Source organism: Streptomyces sp. NPDC045021, assembly GCF_056432645.1.
Genome location: NZ_JBWKIQ010000010.1, coordinates 21508 through 37411 on the forward strand (window position 1 = coordinate 21508; position 15904 = coordinate 37411).

Genomic DNA, 15904 nt, shown 5'->3' on the forward strand with positions numbered 1-15904 from the left:
CTACTGCTGTGGCAGTGCGGCGGCCTGCAGGCTGCGGTGGGCACCATCCGGGGCGCGCCGCACGTCAGTTCCCGTGGGCGATGAGGCGAGGGTGGTATCGCAGGCCGAAGCGCAGCTCAAGGGCTCGGTTTGTCGCGGCAGGAGTAGGCGTCGATGGTGTCGGCGGTGGGTTTGTAGCTGGACGGCCAGTCGGGTTCCTTTTCGTCCAGGAGGGGGAGGGAGGATCTGATGTCATCGATCCAGGCGTTGCTGTCCACATAGCCTTTCAACCAGGCAGTCAGCTTGCGGCAGTCCTGGCGATGTTCTTTGCGCACTCCGATCCCGTACAGCTGAGGTGCTCCGATCGTGTAGGGCTCGACGCGCCAGCCGGTGTGTTTGTGGGCGAAGCCATAGAGGATGGCCCGGTCGGTCGAGATCGCGGTGACCGTGCCGTTCTCCAGGTCGCTTTCGCACGCGGCGGCGCTGGTTTCGACCTTCGGCTCCACCCCGTTGGCGGTGAGGGCCTTCTGCGAGGTGGTGCCGCCCCATGCGCAGACAACACCTTTCTTCACCTTGTTCAGGTCCTCCTTCGACGCGATGACCGGCCCGTCCGCCTTGACGAGGAAGCCCTGGTAGGTCGTGAGGTAAGGACCGACGAAGTCGATGTCGCGCATGCGGTCATCGGTGATGGAGAAGGAGGCGATCGTCATGTCCGCCTTCTTCCCCAACAACTGGGTGACCCGGTCCTGGGACGACACATCTACCGTTTCGCTGAAGTTGACGCCGTCGCTGTCCAGTGCTTTCTTGAGGCTCTCGTACATCAGGGACTCAAACCCGGATTGCTGGTAGGACGGCTTGTAGGAGATGCCGGGGAGGTCCTTGTGCATCGCGACGGTGACCTTGTCGACGCCGAGGAACCCTGAGCCGGGGCTGGACGTGGGCCCGGAGCAGGCCAAGGCAGCGGTCAGGACGGCGACGGTTAAGGCCGTGGCCGCGGTCGGTCGCCGTAGCAGGCTCGGGGACCGTCGCGGTGCTGGTGCGCGTGACATGTTCCGTACTCCTCAGTCGTGCAGTGCGGCGTCGGCCACGGTGAACTTCATCTCGCATCCTTTGTCGACCGTGAGGGTGACCAGGACACGAATGTCGTCGCGCGAGCCGCCGAGGGGCAATTCGACGGCTTCGCCGGAGCGCGCCTTCGTGACGCGGTCGGCGTCGCTCCCTCCAGCAAGCTGCGCGGCGTACCGGGCCGCAGGCGTGCACGCCTGGGATCCGGAAACGTCATCGGCGTCGTAGATGTTCAGTTTCAGGCGGAGGTAGGAGCGCTTCGGGGCGCGGTCCACGGCGACCTGGAGGGTGGATCCGTTCATCACCGGGAGAGACGAGATGTGTGCGGTGACGTCGATCTCCCCGTAGTCCGCGAGGTAGTGCATCCCGATAAGACCCACGGCTGCGAGGAGCAGAGACAACGCCGACATCACAGGGCGCCATACGGCTGACCGGAGACGGTCAGGCACGCCCACCACGCGGGCGAACGACAAGGTGATGGCGCAGCCGATGACGGCCCACACCCATAGGAACTGGGGGGCCGGTCCCGCCGGTGCAGTGATCAACGCTGTAGCGCCCACTGCCACCACCAGGACAAACGGCGGCCAGTTCCAGCCGCTCCAGGGCTTGGCCCGGCCAGCGAACTCACGGACGTCACCGGCGAAGACGCTCAGGAAGAGCCTGCTCACCTTGCCGATCGCCGGTGCGCCGCTGCCGTCCGTTCGCACGTGGAAGGCGTCGCCGGTTCCGGTTCCGCTGGGTGGGTGCTCGCTCAACTGCCCCTGCCCCCTTGCGGGCGGTGGCCGAAGTACACGTTCCCGTGGTGGATCCGGCCGATCGCCGGCGAGTTGTCGCCGTACGTGGCCACCTGGAAGATGTCGGAGGAGGAGTGGATCTCACGGGCGATCTCGATGTGCTGGTGGAGGGTGGCTGCACTCAGGTCTGATCCGGCGCTGATCCAGTTGCCGATCGCGGTCTCCAAGATCCGGCGGTTGTCCGCGGAAAGGCTTTGAATGGCTGCGACGGCGGCGGCGTCCTGCGGGGTTTGCGGTGGATCCTCAGGATGACGGCGCAACAGCCGGTCGAGGAGGCAGCGGCCACGCTCCACGGCACCCTCCGCCATCCGGCTCTGGGCAGAATCGACAACAGTGGCGGCGAAGGTCGTCGCCGCGGTGCTGACGAACGGAACGATGGTGGTGGCGGCTGCCAGTAGTTCTGACACAGAAGATCCCCCAATCCTCGGAAATACAGCCGTGAACGCCAACCCGTCACACGTTTTACGGTGATGTGCCGATTATCCAGAGCCGCCCAGCGGAATTCAGGCGTTGTCCCAAGTTCGCCAGCGGCAAGTGGACGATGGTGATGTTGCCGGTCGGCTCGATGGCGGGATAGTGAAACCGCAGCCTGTCGTGACAGCTCAGCAAACCGCGGAAACCGTCCGCGTCGGCGTCCAGCTCGCTCATCTGGGCAACTCCTTTCGCAGTGACCCGTGCGACGACACCCCGGCAGCGTCAGCTCGTCATCCAACTCCACCACCAGGCTCACTGGCCCCATCTCTACCGGGTCGCAGAACGCACCGTGGTCGTCTTCTGCTCGGCGCAGACCGCATCGAGGTAGCCGAACACGGGCTGTCCCTCCCCTCGTAGCGTAGAGACCATGGCCGGCGGGGAAGTTGGGAGTCATGGCGGAGAAGAGACGTAAGTTCGACACGGAGTTCCGTGAGGGACGTTGTCGCCTAGACCGGTAGACGCCGGCCGAGGTGGCACGGGACCCGGGGATCAACAAGAGGACCCTGGCCACCTGAGTCTCCCGCGCGCGGCAGGCCGGCGCTTCCGCACCCGGGGAGAGCGAGGAGCTGGCGCGGTTGCGTCGGGAGAACCTGCAGCTCACGCGGGACAACAAGAAGCTGGCGATGGAGCGCGCCTCAAACGCTGCAAGGCCCTGTGGGTGAAGCAGCTGCGGCGGACCCGGCGGCGCTCCTCGGGGCGATCAGCGACCACAGGACCAGGCACGGCATCCCGCACACCGTCGCCGGCCGCGCGCCGGGGGGTGTCCCAGGCCTGGTTACAAGTGGCGACACAGACCGGCCGAGCCGACGAAACGCGAGGTCAGCAGGGCAGCACTGGAAGAGCGGATCACATACTTCTTCCGGGAGCCCGGTGACACCCACGGCTCACCGAGGATCACGCTGGATGTGTGGGCCGATAGCTGGCAGGCCCGCCCTGCCGCCGGCCCTCTTCGCCACCGGCTCGGCCCATCACCTCGTGGGAGCAGGTTGGCCCGCTCCCAGGCCGTGATGTGCGCGTCAGGGTCGGTGTGACGTCAGCTGGTGGCAGCGTCGGCCACGGTCGACTCGAGCGCGGGCGCTGCTGCGGGCCCGGATGGCGCGGGCTGTCGAGCGATGCCCTTGCACCACCGGCACTGACGGTCAGACCCCACCGGCTGATCTCGGCCGTGCGGCACCGGTCCACCAGCGGTAGGCATCCTCGACTCGTCCCACAGCCGGCCCCGTCCCACAGCCGGCGCGGGCCGCCCCGGTAGACCGTGCAGGACCGCCGGCAGCCCGGCAGCGCTCCGCGATCCCGTACCACCAGACGCCGGCGCTCGCGCCCCGCCGGTCCTTGACGCTGACACCGTCCCGGCCGCTGGGGAGAGCGGCGGCGAACGCGCACGCCGGATCCCCGCGATCGGCTGCGGCCGGTCGTGGCAGGATGACGCTGTGGAGGACCTGCAAGAACTGCTCAACGAGTGCCAGCGCGCCGCCCGCGCCACCGCCGGTCAAGGCGAGGTCGCCGACTACATTCCGGCGCTCGCCGCTGCCGACCCCGAGGCGTTCGGCATGGCCATCGCCACCGTCCAGGGGGAGCTCTACCACGTCGGCGACTGGGAGCAACCCTTCTCGATCCAGTCCATCTCCAAGCTCTTCACCCTGCTCCTGGCCCTGTCCCACGGGGATGACACGCTCTGGCAGGGCGTCGGGCTCGAGCCGTCCGGCACCCGCTTCAACTCCCTGTTCCAACTGGAGTCCGACCACGGCAAACCCCGCAACCCCTTCATGAACGCCGGCGCACTCGTCGTCACCGACCGGCTGCAGGCCCTGACCGGCGACGCCTCCGGGGCGGTACTCGACCTCCTGCGCACCGAGGCCGGCAACCCCACCATCACCATCGATCCGCTGGTCGCCGCCTCGGAGGCGCAGACCATAGACCGCAACGCGGCGCTGGGCCACCTCATCAAAAGCTACGGCAACCTGCGCAACGAGGTGTCGGTCGTCCTCGACCACTACATCGCGCACTGTTCGATCAGCGCCAGCTGCCGCGACCTCGCCCTGGTCGGGCGGATGCTGGCGCGGCACGGGCTGGCCGCGGATGGAACGCGACGGCTCACCCGCTCGCAGGCCAAGCGGATCAACGCGGTGATGCTCACCTGCGGCACCTATGACGAGGCCGGGGAGTTCGCCTACCGCGTCGGGCTGCCCGCAAAAAGCGGGGTCGGCGGCGGGATGCTCGCCATCGTCCCCGGCCGAGCCGCGATCTGCGTCCGGGGCCCGCGCCTGGACCCGGCCGGCAACTCGGTAGCAGCCATGACCGCGCTCGACCACTTCACCACCGCCACCGGCTGGTCCATCTTCTAACCAACGTGGCCCCGCGACCAGCACCAAAACCACCCCTCCCGGCATTCCGGTCCTACGACCGGTGCGCAGCTACCTCCGGCCACGCCCCAACACCGAACCCCAGGCCCAGGCCCGGGCCGGGACACGGCCACCCCCGCCCCGCCCAGCACGGCCCCCGGTCGCCGGCCTCAACCTGCCCTGGAGCTCCGGAGTCGTCGCAGGCCACGTCAACCGGATCAAGATGCCCAAGCGCCAGATGTTCGGGCGGAGTGGCACTATCGGTCGTGCTGGGTAAGGCCGAACAGAGCGCCGGTGGGATCACGCAGGACCACGTCTGCGTTGGAGTCCTGGCGAACGTCGGTCGCACCGAGCTGTCGGGCCCGCTTGGCGTCGGCATCGGGTCTGTTGCTGGCGAAACTGACCAGCCAGAGTGATCGCTGCGCCGTTGGTTTCACTGGCGCCGGGCTGGTGGGGGCGATGGAGTTGTCCGGCAACCGGAACTCGGTGTGCTCAGGGTTGGAGTTCCAGTGCAGGGCCGGCCGGTAGAAGGCGGCAGCCTGCTTGGGGTGGTCGGTGAGAAGGCTGATGCCGGCGAAGGTGCCTGGTTCGTGGGTCAGCTGCATGCCGGTGTGGGTGCCGGGCTGCCAGAGTGACAGTGGTGCGCCGACGGGGTCGAGTGCGACGGCGGCGTGGCCGAGTGTCCCGACTTCGGTGGGTGCCACGATGATCTGTGCGCCCAGGTTCGTGAAGCGGGTGGCGGTGGCTTGGATGTCCGCCACGGTGACGTTGATCGTCCAGTAGGGTGCGCCGGCGTCCTCGGCCGGCCCCAGGGCGGCGACGAGTTGTCCGCGCAGCGTGCAGAGCCTGTAGCCGTTGTGGTCCGGTGGGGCGACGACCCAACCGAACAGCGCGGTGTAGAACGCCGTCGTCGTCTCCGTGTCGGGGGTGCCGAGGTCGACCCAGGTCACGCTGTTCTCGGGGTGCCGCGTGATGTTCATCGAGATGCCTCTGCGTTGGGGGCGCCTCGCCACGGTAGTGCAGCGAGGCGGTGTCCAGAGCTGACGTTGGCGACGATCTGCGGTGTCAGGTGTAGTAGGGCGAGTTCAGGTCGATGCTGGCGTCTTTGACGATCTCGCCGTCGAACAGTCGTGTTGTTGCCGGGGCTCCGGCCCGGCGGGCTTCTTCGGCGAAGGGGCCCTGGGCGAAGGCCAGGGCGTTCTCGGCGCTGTCGAACTCGTAGAAACCACCGATGGTGTGGGTGCCGATCCCGGACAGCCACGTCTTGCGGATCAGGCCCGGTGCGGTTTTCAGGGCCGTGTTGACCTGGTGCCAGTCGAACTGCTCGAACGGCACTGCCGCCTGGATCTCGGTGTAGAGAAACGTCTTGCCCATTGCGGACCTCCGGATTCGGGGCCTGTCCGGCCCACCTCACTAGTACGTGCGTCCTAGTGAATTGAGCATGGAGTAGGATGGCCGTACTAGTCAAGGGGGTTGCGATGGCCGCGGACACGAAGTCCCGCATGATCAGCGCAGCGATCGGGCTGCTGCAGCGCCATGGCCTGGCCGCGATGTCCTTCACTGACGTCCTGGCCGAGAGTGGTGCCGCGCGCGGGGCGATCTATCACCATTTCCCGGGCGGCAAACAGCAACTCGCCCTCGAAGCCGCTCGCCGCAACGCGGAGGACGTCCGCGGTCACCTGCACGAACTGCCGGCCCGCACCCCACGCGAAGTTGTGGAGGCGTTCCTTGGCAACGTCCGCCCCGTGGTGCAGGCGTCCGCCGGGGGCGGCGGTTGCGCAGTCGCGGCGGTCACCATCGACGGCGGTGCGGCCATCGGCGACCCGAGCAGCCTGCGCACTGTCGCGGCCGAAGGATTCGCCGGCTGGGTCGGCGAACTCACCGGAAAACTCGCCCACGCCGGCATGGGCTCGTCCCAGGCCGCCGATCTGGCCACCCTCATGATCGTCACACTCGAAGGCACCCACATCCTGTGTCGCGCAGCGGGCAACATCGCGCCCTTCGACCAAGCCGCCGCAGCCCTGCTCTCCACGCTCCCGAGCCCGGGTTGACCCGGCGCCAGAACACAGCAACGTGACGCGCTGCAACGACCACGCTTCTGCCATGACATGAACAGGACCGTGCGGGCTGGGTGTTGCTGTGACGGAATACCTTGACCGCAGAGCCTTGTCCCATCGCCTCTCCACCCACCTCCACCGCCGTCGGACTCGGTTCACTGATTACGGAGTTGGCCGAAGCGTCGATGGCCGCACAGGAGAGCGCGCGCCTCGGTGGCCGGGCGCCGGGAGCTGCTCACGCGCACCCACACAGGCCAGCGGCGCGGTCAAGGCCGCACCCCGGTCCGGTCCGGCCTCAGCCGGAGCGGCATTGAGGAGTCGTCACCGTGCAGCACCCCATCGCCCAGACCGCCGCCTACGACATCGACATGGTCAACGGCGGCGACTTCCTGGTCCGTACGGCCAAGCTGCAGCCGGGCGACACGATCGGCCATGTCTACTTCGAAGGCGAATACGGTGAGAACGCCCTCGCCGGAGCCACCTACGCCGCGCGGCAGCACAAGCTGAGCATCGTCGAGCAGAAGATCAAGCCGACCGATCAGGATCTGACCGCCCAGGTCACCGCATTGAAGCAGGCCGGCGTCAAAGCCACCCGCTATGCGGGCCGGGACGGCGGCGCCGTGCTGTCCCGGACCGTCAGGCGCGTCGAGACGATGTCGGTGCCCGAGCGCGGGACGTCGTGTTCGCGGATCTGGCGCAGGACCTCCTGGACGCTGCGCCGGCCGACCTCGGCGAAGTCCTGGTGCACCGTGGTCAGGGGCGGAATGAAGTGAGCCGCGTCGGGGATGTCGTCGAACCCGACCACGCTGATGTCGCCGGGGACGGCTCTGCCTCGTTCGTGGAAGGCGCGCAGCAGGCCGAGGGCCATCTGGTCGTTGGCGGCGAACACCGCGGTGCACTGCGGCTCTTCGGCGAGCGCGAGGCCGGCCGCGTAGCCCGAAGCGGCCGACCAGTCGCCCCGCAGGGGCGGCGGCACCGGCCGGCCGGCGTCCTCCAGGACCGTCCGCCACGCCCGGGCCCGCCGCTCGCTCGCGTACGACGACTCCGGGCCGGTCACGTGCCAGACCGTCGCGTGGCCGAGGTCGAGCAGATGGCTGACGGCACGCCGGGCGCCGCCCGCCTGGTCGGTGTCGACCACGGGGTAGCGGTCTCCGGCGTCGGAGTCCACGACGACCACGGGCACGCCGGGCGGCAGCGCCACGGTGCCGGCGTCGAGCAGGTGGATCTCCATGAAGACGATGACGGCGTCGACGGCCAGTTCGCCCATCCGCGTGAAGGCGCCCAGCACGTTGTCCTGGGTCGGGATGTCGACGGGGATCAGAGTGATGGCGTATCCCTCGGCGGCGGCCTGGGTCGCGATCGCCTCCACGGTGTTGCTGTTACCGGTGGTGGACAGGCCGTGGAGGATCACGCCGATGGTGTTGAACTGTCCGTACCGCAGGGCGCGTGCCGCGCTGTTGGGGCGATAGCCCAGTTCGCGCATGGCTGTGAGTACCTGCTCGCGGGTCGAGCCGATGACGCCGGCGTGGCCGTTGGACACCCGCGACACGGTCTGGGACGACACGCCCGCGCGCTGCGCGACGTCGGCCATGGACACGCGCTGCTTGCGACGTCCGCCCGGTATGCCCGAGCCGCCGCGCTGCGCGCCGCCGGCAGGAACAGGATCTTGTGCTCCCCGCTCACTCAGGTCCATCGCCCCTTCACCCCTGTCCGTCCGCCCGTCGCCGTCCGGTGCGGCCAGCGGAAACGTAACATCCGCGAAACCTTGACCGATCGACGTAACGGGTGCCACGCTACCGCACAAGTTTACGTAAACATCGCGCCGCCCGGCCCGCTCGGCCTCCCCGCACGGATCGGATCGGCGCCTTGTGTCCGGCACGATGTTTACGTAAACACCCGCCGCCCGGACAGGTCGGTGTCCCAGCAGCGACGATCAAGGAGCGACATGGTGGCCGCAGTACCAGAGGCGGGGGCCCGACCCGCCGCGAGGCCATCGGCCCCCGAACGGCGGTCGTGGACCGGCTGGCAGTTCGTCGGTCCGTTCATGGCGGTGTTCGCCCTGGTCTTCCTCGCGCCGATCGCTTACTCGATCTACCTGAGCCTGTTCCGCACCCGGCTGATCGGCGGAACGAGCTTCGTCGGCGCCGACAACTACACCGAGGCGTTCGGCGACGCGCAGTTCTGGTCGTCCTTCGGCCGGGTGGCGGCCTTCCTGGCCGTGCAGGTGCCGATCATGCTGTTCCTCGCGCTCCTGCTCGCGCTGGCCATCGACAGCGGCCGCCTGTACGGATCGAGCTTCTTCCGGATCGCGGTGTTCCTCCCCTACGCGGTGCCGGCCGTCGTCGCCACACTCATGTGGGGCTTCATGTACGGCACGCGCTTCGGCCTGGTCGGCAATCTCAACGACGCGTTCGGGATCACCCTCCCGGACCCGCTCTCGCCCGACCTGGTCCTCGCGTCCATCGGCAACATCGTGACCTGGCAGTTCGTGGGCTACAACATGCTGATCCTCTACTCGGCACTGCGGACGGTGAATCCGGCGCTCTACGAGGCCGCGGAGATCGACGGAGCGGGACAGTTGCGCATCATCCGGGCGATCAAGCTCCCGGCGCTGCGCGGGGCCCTGATCATCGCGACGATCTTCTCGATCATCGGGAGCTTCCAGCTGTTCAACGAGCCGAGCATCCTCAAGAACCTGGCGCCGAACGCGATCACGTCCGACTTCACCCCGAACCTGTACGCCTTCTCCCTGTCCTTCGCCGGGCAGCAGTTCAACTACGCGGCGACCATCGCCATCGTCATGGGCGTGATCACGATGATCATCGCCTACGCCGTCCAGCTGCGCGGCATGCGGAAGGAACTCTGACCATGGCGACCACCACTCCCCGCCTGCGGCACACACCCCGCCCGGCACGGCGCCCCGGTACCCGCTCCGGCCCGCTCACCCTGCGCGCCACCCGCAGCACCTCACGCCACAAGCGGCGCAGCGCCACCCTGACCGCCCTGACGACGATCATGCTGATCTACACGCTGCTGCCGCTGGCCTGGCTGGCGATCAACGCCACCAAGACGCAGCAGGGCCTGTTCAACTCCTTCGGCCTGTGGCTCGACGGTGACTTCGCCCTGTTCGGCAACATCGCCGACACCTTCACCTACAACGACGGGATCTTCACCCGCTGGCTGCTCAACACCCTGCTGTACGTGGTGGTCGGTGCGGGCGGCGCGACCTTGCTCGCCACGCTCGCCGGGTACGGGCTGGCCAAGTTCGACTTCGTCGGCAAGAAGGCCGTGTTCGCCACCGTCATCGGAGCGGTCGCCGTGCCCGGCACCGCGCTGGCGGTCCCCACGTTCCTGATGTTCTCCGAGATGGGGCTGACCGACACCCCGTGGGCGATCATCATCCCGTCGCTGATCTCGCCCTTCGGCCTGTACCTGATGTGGACCTTCGCCACCGACGCCGTCCCGAAGGAGATCCTCGAGTCGGCCCGGGTCGACGGCGCCAACGAGTTCCGCGCGTTCTTCTCCATCAGCATGCCGATGCTGGCACCCGGCATGGTCACCGTCCTGCTCTTCAACGTGGTCGCGACCTGGAACAACTACTTCCTGCCGCTGATCATGCTGAAGGACCCCGACTGGTATCCGCTGACCCTCGGCCTCAACAGCTGGAACGCCCAGGCCGCCACCGTCGGCGGGGACGTGGTGTTCAACCTCGTGATCACCGGATCGCTCCTGACCATCGTGCCCCTGATCGCGGCGTTCTTGCTGCTGCAGCGGTACTGGCAGTCGGGCCTGGCCGCCGGAAGCGTCAAGGGCTGACCGGCGCACGGCCCCACTCACCCCCCTCCCCCGCACCCCGATCCACGTCTGACGACACCCTCATGAAAAGGAACACCCCCATGGCGATAGCCCGCCGTCGCGCCCTCCTGCTGGGCGCGGCCGCCCTGTCGGTCGCTCTCACCGCGACCGCCTGCGGCTCCTCCGACTCCAAGGACTCGGGCGGCGCGCAGCCCGCGTCCGCCGCCGATCTCCAGGCAGCCCTGGACACCGGCGGCAGCATCACGGTGTGGGCCTGGGATCCGACCCTGCAGAAGGTCGTCACCGACTTCCAGGCCAAGTACCCCAAGGTCAAGGTCAAGCTGGTCAACGCCGGCACCAACAAGGACGAGTACACCGCGCTGCAGAACGCGGTCAAGGCCGGAAAGGGCGTCCCCGACCTCGCGCAGATCGAGTACTACGCGCTGCCGCAGTTCACGCTCGCCAAGTCCGTCGCCGACCTCACGGCGTTCGGCGCCGACCAGCTCAACTCCAGCTTCACCCCCGGCCCGTGGGGCTCCGTCCACGCCGGCGCCAAGGGCGTGTACGGCCTGCCGATGGACTCCGGCCCGATGGCCCTGTTCTACAACAAGGAGGTCTTCGACAAGTACAAGATCGCGGTGCCGACGACGTGGGACGAGTACCTCGCCGCAGCCAAGAAGCTGCACGCGGCCGACCCCAAGGCGTATCTCGCCAGTGACACCGGCGACGCCGGATTCGCCACCAGCATGATCTGGCAGGCCGGCGGCAAGCCCTACACCGTCGACGGCACCCAGGTCGGCGTGAACTTCGACGAGGCCGGCACCAAGAAGTTCACCGCCGCCTGGCAGCAGCTCGTCAGCGGCAAACTGCTCTCCCCGGTCACCGCCTGGAGCGACGCCTGGTACCAGGGGCTGGGCGACGGCAGCATCGCCTCGCTCGTCACCGGCGCCTGGATGCCCGGCCCCCTCGAATCCGGCGTCAAGGGCGGCTCCGGCAAGTGGCGTGTCGCGCCCATGCCGCAGTGGCAGAGCGGGGCCAAGGTCACCGCCGAGAACGGCGGCAGCTCGCTGGCCCTCACCGAGGCGAGCGCCAACAAGAAACTCGCCTACGCCTTCCTGCAGTACGCCACCGTCGACGCGGGCGCGCAGAGCCGCGTCGACGCAGGCGCATTCCCCGCCACCACCAAGCAGCTCAACTCCCCCGCCTTCCTGGACAAGCAAGACCCGTACTTCGGCAACCAGAAGATCAACCAAGTGCTCGCGCAGTCGGCGACCCAGGTCGCCCCCGGCTGGTCCTACCTGCCCTTCCAGGTCTACGCCAACAGCGTCTTCAACGACACCGTCGGCAAGGCGTACGTCAGCGGCACCACCCTGGACAGCGGGCTGAAGGCCTGGCAGGACGCCTCCCTCAAGTACGCCAAGGACCAGGGCTTCACCGTCAAGTAGACCCCCGCGCGGGAATCCTCCCGCGCATGCTCCGCCCCGCCGACGTGCACCCGACCGGCGGCGGGGCCCCGCTCCCGGCCCACCGGACCGCGCCCCGGCATCGCCATGCGCTTCTTCCTGCTCGTCGTCGTGCCTGCCCCGAGGTACTGCCTCACAGAAAGGGAAAGCCATGCCCCACCCCTCCCCGTCCCGCACCGCCCGCCGCGTCCTGGCCTGTCTGCTGGGCGCCGCGCTGTTCGCACCGCTCACCGCCCTGACCGACGCGTCCCCGGCCGCAGCCGACACCCCGCCGTTCGCCGCCGCACAGTTCCAGGGCGTGAACTGGGCCCGCCCGGGCGACAACTACGTCGACGGACCCGTCGTCCTCGAAGGACTGAACGTCACCGACAGCTACGTCACCGTCAAGGCCAAGGCGGACGCCGTCTACAACGGCTTGAAGGCCACCCTCGGCGCCAACACCGTCCGCCTGCCGGTCAACACCAAATCCGTCGGCACCGCCTGGTGGAACGCCTACACCGGCGCCATCGACTCCGCGACCGCCAAGGGCTTCAAGGTCGTCCTGTCCTACTGGGAGGACGGGGCGTCCTCCAACGGCCGGATCGTCGACATGGCCGCCTTCAACACCATGTGGAACACCGTTGTCGCCAAGTACGGCTCCAACGGCCTGGTCTACTTCGAGCCGATGAACGAGCCCCACGGCTACGACGCCACCGAGTGGACGAACCTCGCCGCCACCTGGCTCGCCGACCGCCCCTCGGTCCCCCGGGGCCGGATCTTCATCAGCGGTGTCGGCTACAACGGTGACGTCAAGCCCGTGTGCGGCGACAGCCGCCTGGACGGGACCTACCTCTCCTACCACCACTACGCCTTCATGAGCGCCGCCAAGACCTACGACCAATGGGTCGCCCACTTCAAGGACGGCATCGGCTCCTGCGCCTCGCGCACCGTCCTGGACGAGTTCGGCGCGCCGATGGACGACGGCCTGAACTACAACACCACCACCAGCACCGACAACTTCATCCGCTACCTGCGTGCCGACACCGACACCGTCCGCGCCCTCGGCGTGGGCGCGGTCTACTGGCCTGCCCTCGGCGGCCCGCACAACGAGCGGCCCACCTACGACTATTACTCCCTGTTCGCCCTTCAGGGCAGCGGCACCAACCTGTCGCTGGGCGTCCGCAACATCAGCGGCATCGACCGGCTCAAGTACGCCTGGGGCCTGGATCCCGGCGTGCACACGGGCGCCCTGCACAGCCTCAGCGGCACGAACCGCTGCCTCGACGTCCCCGGCGCCACCCATGCCAACAGCACCCAGGTCATGGCGTGGACCTGCAACGGCGGCGACAACCAGAAGTGGACCAGGACGCCGTCGGGACAGCTCACCGTCTACAACGGCGAGAAGTGTCTGGACGTCGGCGGCCAGGCGACGGCCAACGGCAGCGCGGTCGGGATCTACGACTGCAACGGCGGCGCGAACCAGAAGTGGACGTTCTCCTCGGACGGCACGATCCGCGGCGTCCAGTCGGGCCGCTGCCTCGACCTGGACCAGACCACCGCCAAAGGCCAGCTCTACGACTGCTGGGCGGGCGACAACCAGAAGTGGCAGACCCTCTAGCAGTTCACCGGCCCAGCAGTTCGGCGGCGGAACAGATCGCCGGCGCGTACGGGTACCAGGCCGGCGGCCGCCGCGGGCGCCCTCCGCGCGGCCGGCCGGCCCACCCGCCTCTTCGAGGCCGGCACCGCCCCACCCCACACTCCCCCTTCAGCACAGGAGTACTCGCACATGCCCGTTCTTGACTTCGACGACAACGGGTTTCGGCTCGACGGCGCACCCTTCCAAATCCTGTCCGGAGGACTGCACTACTTCCGCGTCCACCCCGCGCAGTGGGCGGACCGGCTGCACAAGGCCCGCCTGATGGGCCTCAACACCGTCGAGACGTACGTGCCGTGGAACCTGCACGAGCCGCGCCCGGACTCCTTCCGGGTGGACGGCGAACTGGACCTGCCGGCCTTCCTCGACCTGGCCGCGGCCGAGGGGCTGCACGTACTGCTCAGGCCGGGCCCGTACATCTGCGCCGAGTGGGAGGGCGGCGGCCTGCCGTCCTGGCTGCTGGCCGAGCCGGACATCGCCCTGCGCAGCCGGGACCCCCGGTTCCTGTCCGCGCTGGACCGCTACCTCGCCCAGCTCCTCACCCCCCTGCAGCCCTACCTCGCCACCCGCGGCGGCCCGGTGCTGGCGGTGCAGGTGGAGAACGAGTACGGGGCCTACGGCGACGACACCGCCTATCTGGAGCACCTGGCCGCCACGCTCCGCCGGTGCGGTGTCGACGTGCCGCTGTTCACCTGTGACCAGCCCGCCGACCTGGAGCGGGGCGCCCTGCCGGGCGTGCTCGCGACAGCCAATTTCGGCAGCCGCTCGGCGCAGAGCCTGGCCGCGCTGCGCGCACACCAGCCGGCCGGCCCGCTGCTGTGCGCCGAGTTCTGGAACGGCTGGTTCGACCGCTGGGGCGCCCACCACGTCATCCGCGACCCGGCCCAGGCCGCCCAGGAGCTGGACGAACTGCTCGCGACCGGGGCCTCGGTGAACTTCTACATGTTCCACGGCGGCACCAACTTCGGCTTCACCAACGGCGCCAACGACAAGCACACCTACCGGCCGACCATCACCTCCTACGACTACGACGCACCGCTGGACGAGGCTGGTGACCCCACCGAGAAATTCACCGCATTCCGCCGGGTCCTCGCCAAGTACGCGCCGGTCCCCGCCGAGCCCGTCCCCGACCCCGGGGCCAAACTCGCCCCCCACACCATCGCGCTCACCGACAGCGCCTCCCTGCTCGCGTGCGCTGCCGACCTGGGTGACGCGGTGGCGTCCGAGCGGCCGCTGACGATGGAGGAGCTCGGGCAGGACTTCGGGTTCGTACTGTACGAGACCGCGCTGCCCGCGGCAGGGCCGGTGCTGCTGGAAGTGGAGCAGGTGCGCGACCGCGCCCAGGTGTTCCTCGACGGCCTGCCCATCGGGGTGCTGGAGCGCGAGAACCACGAGCGGGCCATCGCCTTCACCGTGCCGCGCGCGGGCACCGTACTGAGCGTGCTGGTGGAGAACCAGGGGCGAGTCAACTACGGGCCGGGCATCCACGACCGCAAAGGCCTGCTCGGCGCCATCCTCCTGGACGGATCCGCACTGACCGGGTGGTGCAGCCGGCCCCTGCCGCTGACCTCCCTGACGCAGCTGCCGTTCACCAACACCACCACGACGCCGACCGGGCCCACCTTCCACCGCGGCACCGTCGACCTCGCCGAGCCGGCCGACACCTTCCTCCACCTGCGCGGCTGGACGAAGGGCAACGCCTGGGTCAACGGTTTCGCCCTGGGCCGCTACTGGTCGCGCGGCCCACAGGGGTCGCTGTACGTGCCGAAGCCGGTGCTGCGGGCAGGCGCCAACGAGATCGTCGTGCTCGAACTGCACGCCGCCCACCGCCCCCGTACCGTCGAGCTGCGCCCGACCCCGGACCTCGGCCCCACCGAGCAGTAGCGGTCGCCGCCGTATGCCAACCCGCAGGCCAAGAGCCCCGCCATGAACGCCGGCCGTCCCCGGGACCGGATTTCGTGCCTGGTCAGGTGCCGGACGCCTGGTCCGGTGCACCCGGGGTCCCGTCGTCGGTGCCGATCCGAACGCGGTGGAGGGACCGTCGGTGGTCGAGAAAGACGTGTAACGCTTTTGGACGCCCGAGCCAAGCAGAGATGTAAGGCAGTGCTGCGACTCCCAACGATAGATGCCACTTGGGAGCTCCGCTGACCTGGGCTGGTGTCAGTTCGATCCAGTTGGCCGCCAGCCGATTGGACCGACCTGTGCTCCGCCATCCCCACACTCGAGCGACGTGCCACCCAACGGGACTCCGCCATCGGCACGTCGTGTGGGCCGGGGTCACCCAGGCCGAACATCTCAACTG

14 protein-coding genes and 1 pseudogene are annotated in these 15904 nt (G+C 68.7%); 8 read left to right on the forward strand and 7 right to left on the reverse strand.

Going from position 1 to position 15904, the window contains the following annotated elements; all coding sequences use genetic code 11:
- Positions 1–116 precede the first annotated feature (116 nt).
- From AC07DC_RS27360 to AC07DC_RS27375, 4 genes are read right to left on the reverse strand one after another with little or no spacing between them, the layout of a single operon-like run.
- The gene (locus tag AC07DC_RS27360; protein WP_478917153.1) at positions 117–1028 is read right to left on the reverse strand and encodes a transporter substrate-binding domain-containing protein; all 912 of its coding nucleotides are present in this window, start codon (positions 1026–1028) and stop codon (positions 117–119) included.
- A gap of 12 nt (positions 1029–1040) precedes the next feature.
- Complete coding sequence (locus tag AC07DC_RS27365; protein ID WP_478917154.1) at positions 1041–1799, reverse strand: hypothetical protein; 759 nt, start codon at positions 1797–1799, stop codon at positions 1041–1043.
- The gene (locus tag AC07DC_RS27370; RefSeq protein ID WP_478917155.1) at positions 1796–2245 is read right to left on the reverse strand and encodes a hypothetical protein; all 450 of its coding nucleotides are present in this window, start codon (positions 2243–2245) and stop codon (positions 1796–1798) included. The genes AC07DC_RS27365 and AC07DC_RS27370 overlap by 4 nt, the downstream gene beginning before the upstream one ends.
- A gap of 55 nt (positions 2246–2300) precedes the next feature.
- Positions 2301–2486: a hypothetical protein gene (locus AC07DC_RS27375; protein ID WP_478917156.1), complete on the reverse strand. Its 186-nt coding sequence runs from the start codon at positions 2484–2486 to the stop codon at positions 2301–2303.
- Positions 2487–3742: 1256 nt separating this feature from the next.
- Here AC07DC_RS27375 and AC07DC_RS27380 point away from each other — a divergent pair.
- Positions 3743–4657 (forward strand): glutaminase, encoded by a 915-nt coding sequence (locus AC07DC_RS27380; RefSeq protein WP_478917157.1) that lies wholly within the window; start codon positions 3743–3745, stop codon positions 4655–4657.
- Between the two features lie 254 nt (positions 4658–4911).
- Here the strand turns inward: AC07DC_RS27380 and AC07DC_RS27385 are convergent, their stop codons facing one another.
- Together AC07DC_RS27385 and AC07DC_RS27390 are read right to left on the reverse strand one after the other, a co-directional pair.
- Positions 4912–5634 carry a VOC family protein gene (locus tag AC07DC_RS27385; RefSeq protein ID WP_478917158.1) on the reverse strand — a complete coding sequence of 241 codons (723 nt, stop codon included), beginning with the start codon at positions 5632–5634 and terminating at the stop codon, positions 4912–4914.
- A gap of 85 nt (positions 5635–5719) precedes the next feature.
- The gene (locus tag AC07DC_RS27390; protein ID WP_478917159.1) at positions 5720–6028 is read right to left on the reverse strand and encodes a hypothetical protein; all 309 of its coding nucleotides are present in this window, start codon (positions 6026–6028) and stop codon (positions 5720–5722) included.
- Between the two features lie 104 nt (positions 6029–6132).
- Here AC07DC_RS27390 and AC07DC_RS27395 point away from each other — a divergent pair, with 104 nt between their 5' ends.
- Positions 6133–6705, forward strand: coding sequence for a TetR/AcrR family transcriptional regulator (locus AC07DC_RS27395; RefSeq protein WP_478917160.1), 573 nt, complete (start codon positions 6133–6135; stop codon positions 6703–6705).
- A gap of 356 nt (positions 6706–7061) precedes the next feature.
- A pseudogene (locus tag AC07DC_RS27400) lies at positions 7062–7301 on the forward strand (ABC transporter substrate-binding protein); the annotation flags it as partial.
- 5 nt (positions 7302–7306) lie between these two features.
- Here AC07DC_RS27400 and AC07DC_RS27405 read toward each other — a convergent pair.
- Entirely contained in the window at positions 7307–8302 is a 996-nt protein-coding gene (locus tag AC07DC_RS27405) for a LacI family DNA-binding transcriptional regulator (RefSeq protein WP_478917161.1), read from the reverse strand.
- Between the two features lie 354 nt (positions 8303–8656).
- Here AC07DC_RS27405 and AC07DC_RS27410 point away from each other — a divergent pair, with 354 nt between their 5' ends.
- From AC07DC_RS27410 to AC07DC_RS27430, 5 genes are all read left to right on the forward strand, one after another.
- Entirely contained in the window at positions 8657–9577 is a 921-nt protein-coding gene (locus AC07DC_RS27410; RefSeq protein WP_478917162.1) for a carbohydrate ABC transporter permease, read from the forward strand.
- 2 nt (positions 9578–9579) lie between these two features.
- On the forward strand, positions 9580–10527 hold the full coding sequence (locus tag AC07DC_RS27415) for a carbohydrate ABC transporter permease (protein ID WP_478917163.1): 948 nt from the start codon (positions 9580–9582) through the stop codon (positions 10525–10527).
- Between the two features lie 80 nt (positions 10528–10607).
- A complete protein-coding gene (locus AC07DC_RS27420) occupies positions 10608–11951 on the forward strand; it encodes an extracellular solute-binding protein (protein WP_478917164.1) in 1344 nt (447 codons plus the stop codon).
- Between the two features lie 169 nt (positions 11952–12120).
- Positions 12121–13566, forward strand: coding sequence for a ricin-type beta-trefoil lectin domain protein (locus AC07DC_RS27425; protein WP_478917165.1), 1446 nt, complete (start codon positions 12121–12123; stop codon positions 13564–13566).
- Between the two features lie 168 nt (positions 13567–13734).
- Entirely contained in the window at positions 13735–15486 is a 1752-nt protein-coding gene (locus AC07DC_RS27430; protein WP_478917166.1) for a glycoside hydrolase family 35 protein, read from the forward strand.
- Positions 15487–15904 lie beyond the last annotated feature (418 nt).

Bases quoted from the DNA above. Each gene is read 5' to 3' on its own strand.
- AC07DC_RS27375 (WP_478917156.1), bottom strand. From the start codon at position 2,486: ATGAGCGAGCTGGACGCCGACGCGGACGGTTTCCGCGGTTTGCTGAGC.
- AC07DC_RS27390 (WP_478917159.1), bottom strand. From the start codon at position 6,028: ATGGGCAAGACGTTTCTCTACACCGAGATCCAGGCGGCAGTGCCGTTC.
- AC07DC_RS27420 (WP_478917164.1), top strand. From the start codon at position 10,608: ATGGCGATAGCCCGCCGTCGCGCCCTCCTGCTGGGCGCGGCCGCCCTG.
- AC07DC_RS27360 (WP_478917153.1), bottom strand. From the start codon at position 1,028: ATGTCACGCGCACCAGCACCGCGACGGTCCCCGAGCCTGCTACGGCGA.
- AC07DC_RS27425 (WP_478917165.1), top strand. From the start codon at position 12,121: ATGCCCCACCCCTCCCCGTCCCGCACCGCCCGCCGCGTCCTGGCCTGT.
- AC07DC_RS27415 (WP_478917163.1), top strand. From the start codon at position 9,580: ATGGCGACCACCACTCCCCGCCTGCGGCACACACCCCGCCCGGCACGG.
- AC07DC_RS27410 (WP_478917162.1), top strand. From the start codon at position 8,657: ATGGTGGCCGCAGTACCAGAGGCGGGGGCCCGACCCGCCGCGAGGCCA.
- AC07DC_RS27405 (WP_478917161.1), bottom strand. From the start codon at position 8,302: ATGGCCGACGTCGCGCAGCGCGCGGGCGTGTCGTCCCAGACCGTGTCG.
- AC07DC_RS27395 (WP_478917160.1), top strand. From the start codon at position 6,133: ATGGCCGCGGACACGAAGTCCCGCATGATCAGCGCAGCGATCGGGCTG.
- AC07DC_RS27430 (WP_478917166.1), top strand. From the start codon at position 13,735: ATGCCCGTTCTTGACTTCGACGACAACGGGTTTCGGCTCGACGGCGCA.
- AC07DC_RS27385 (WP_478917158.1), bottom strand. From the start codon at position 5,634: ATGAACATCACGCGGCACCCCGAGAACAGCGTGACCTGGGTCGACCTC.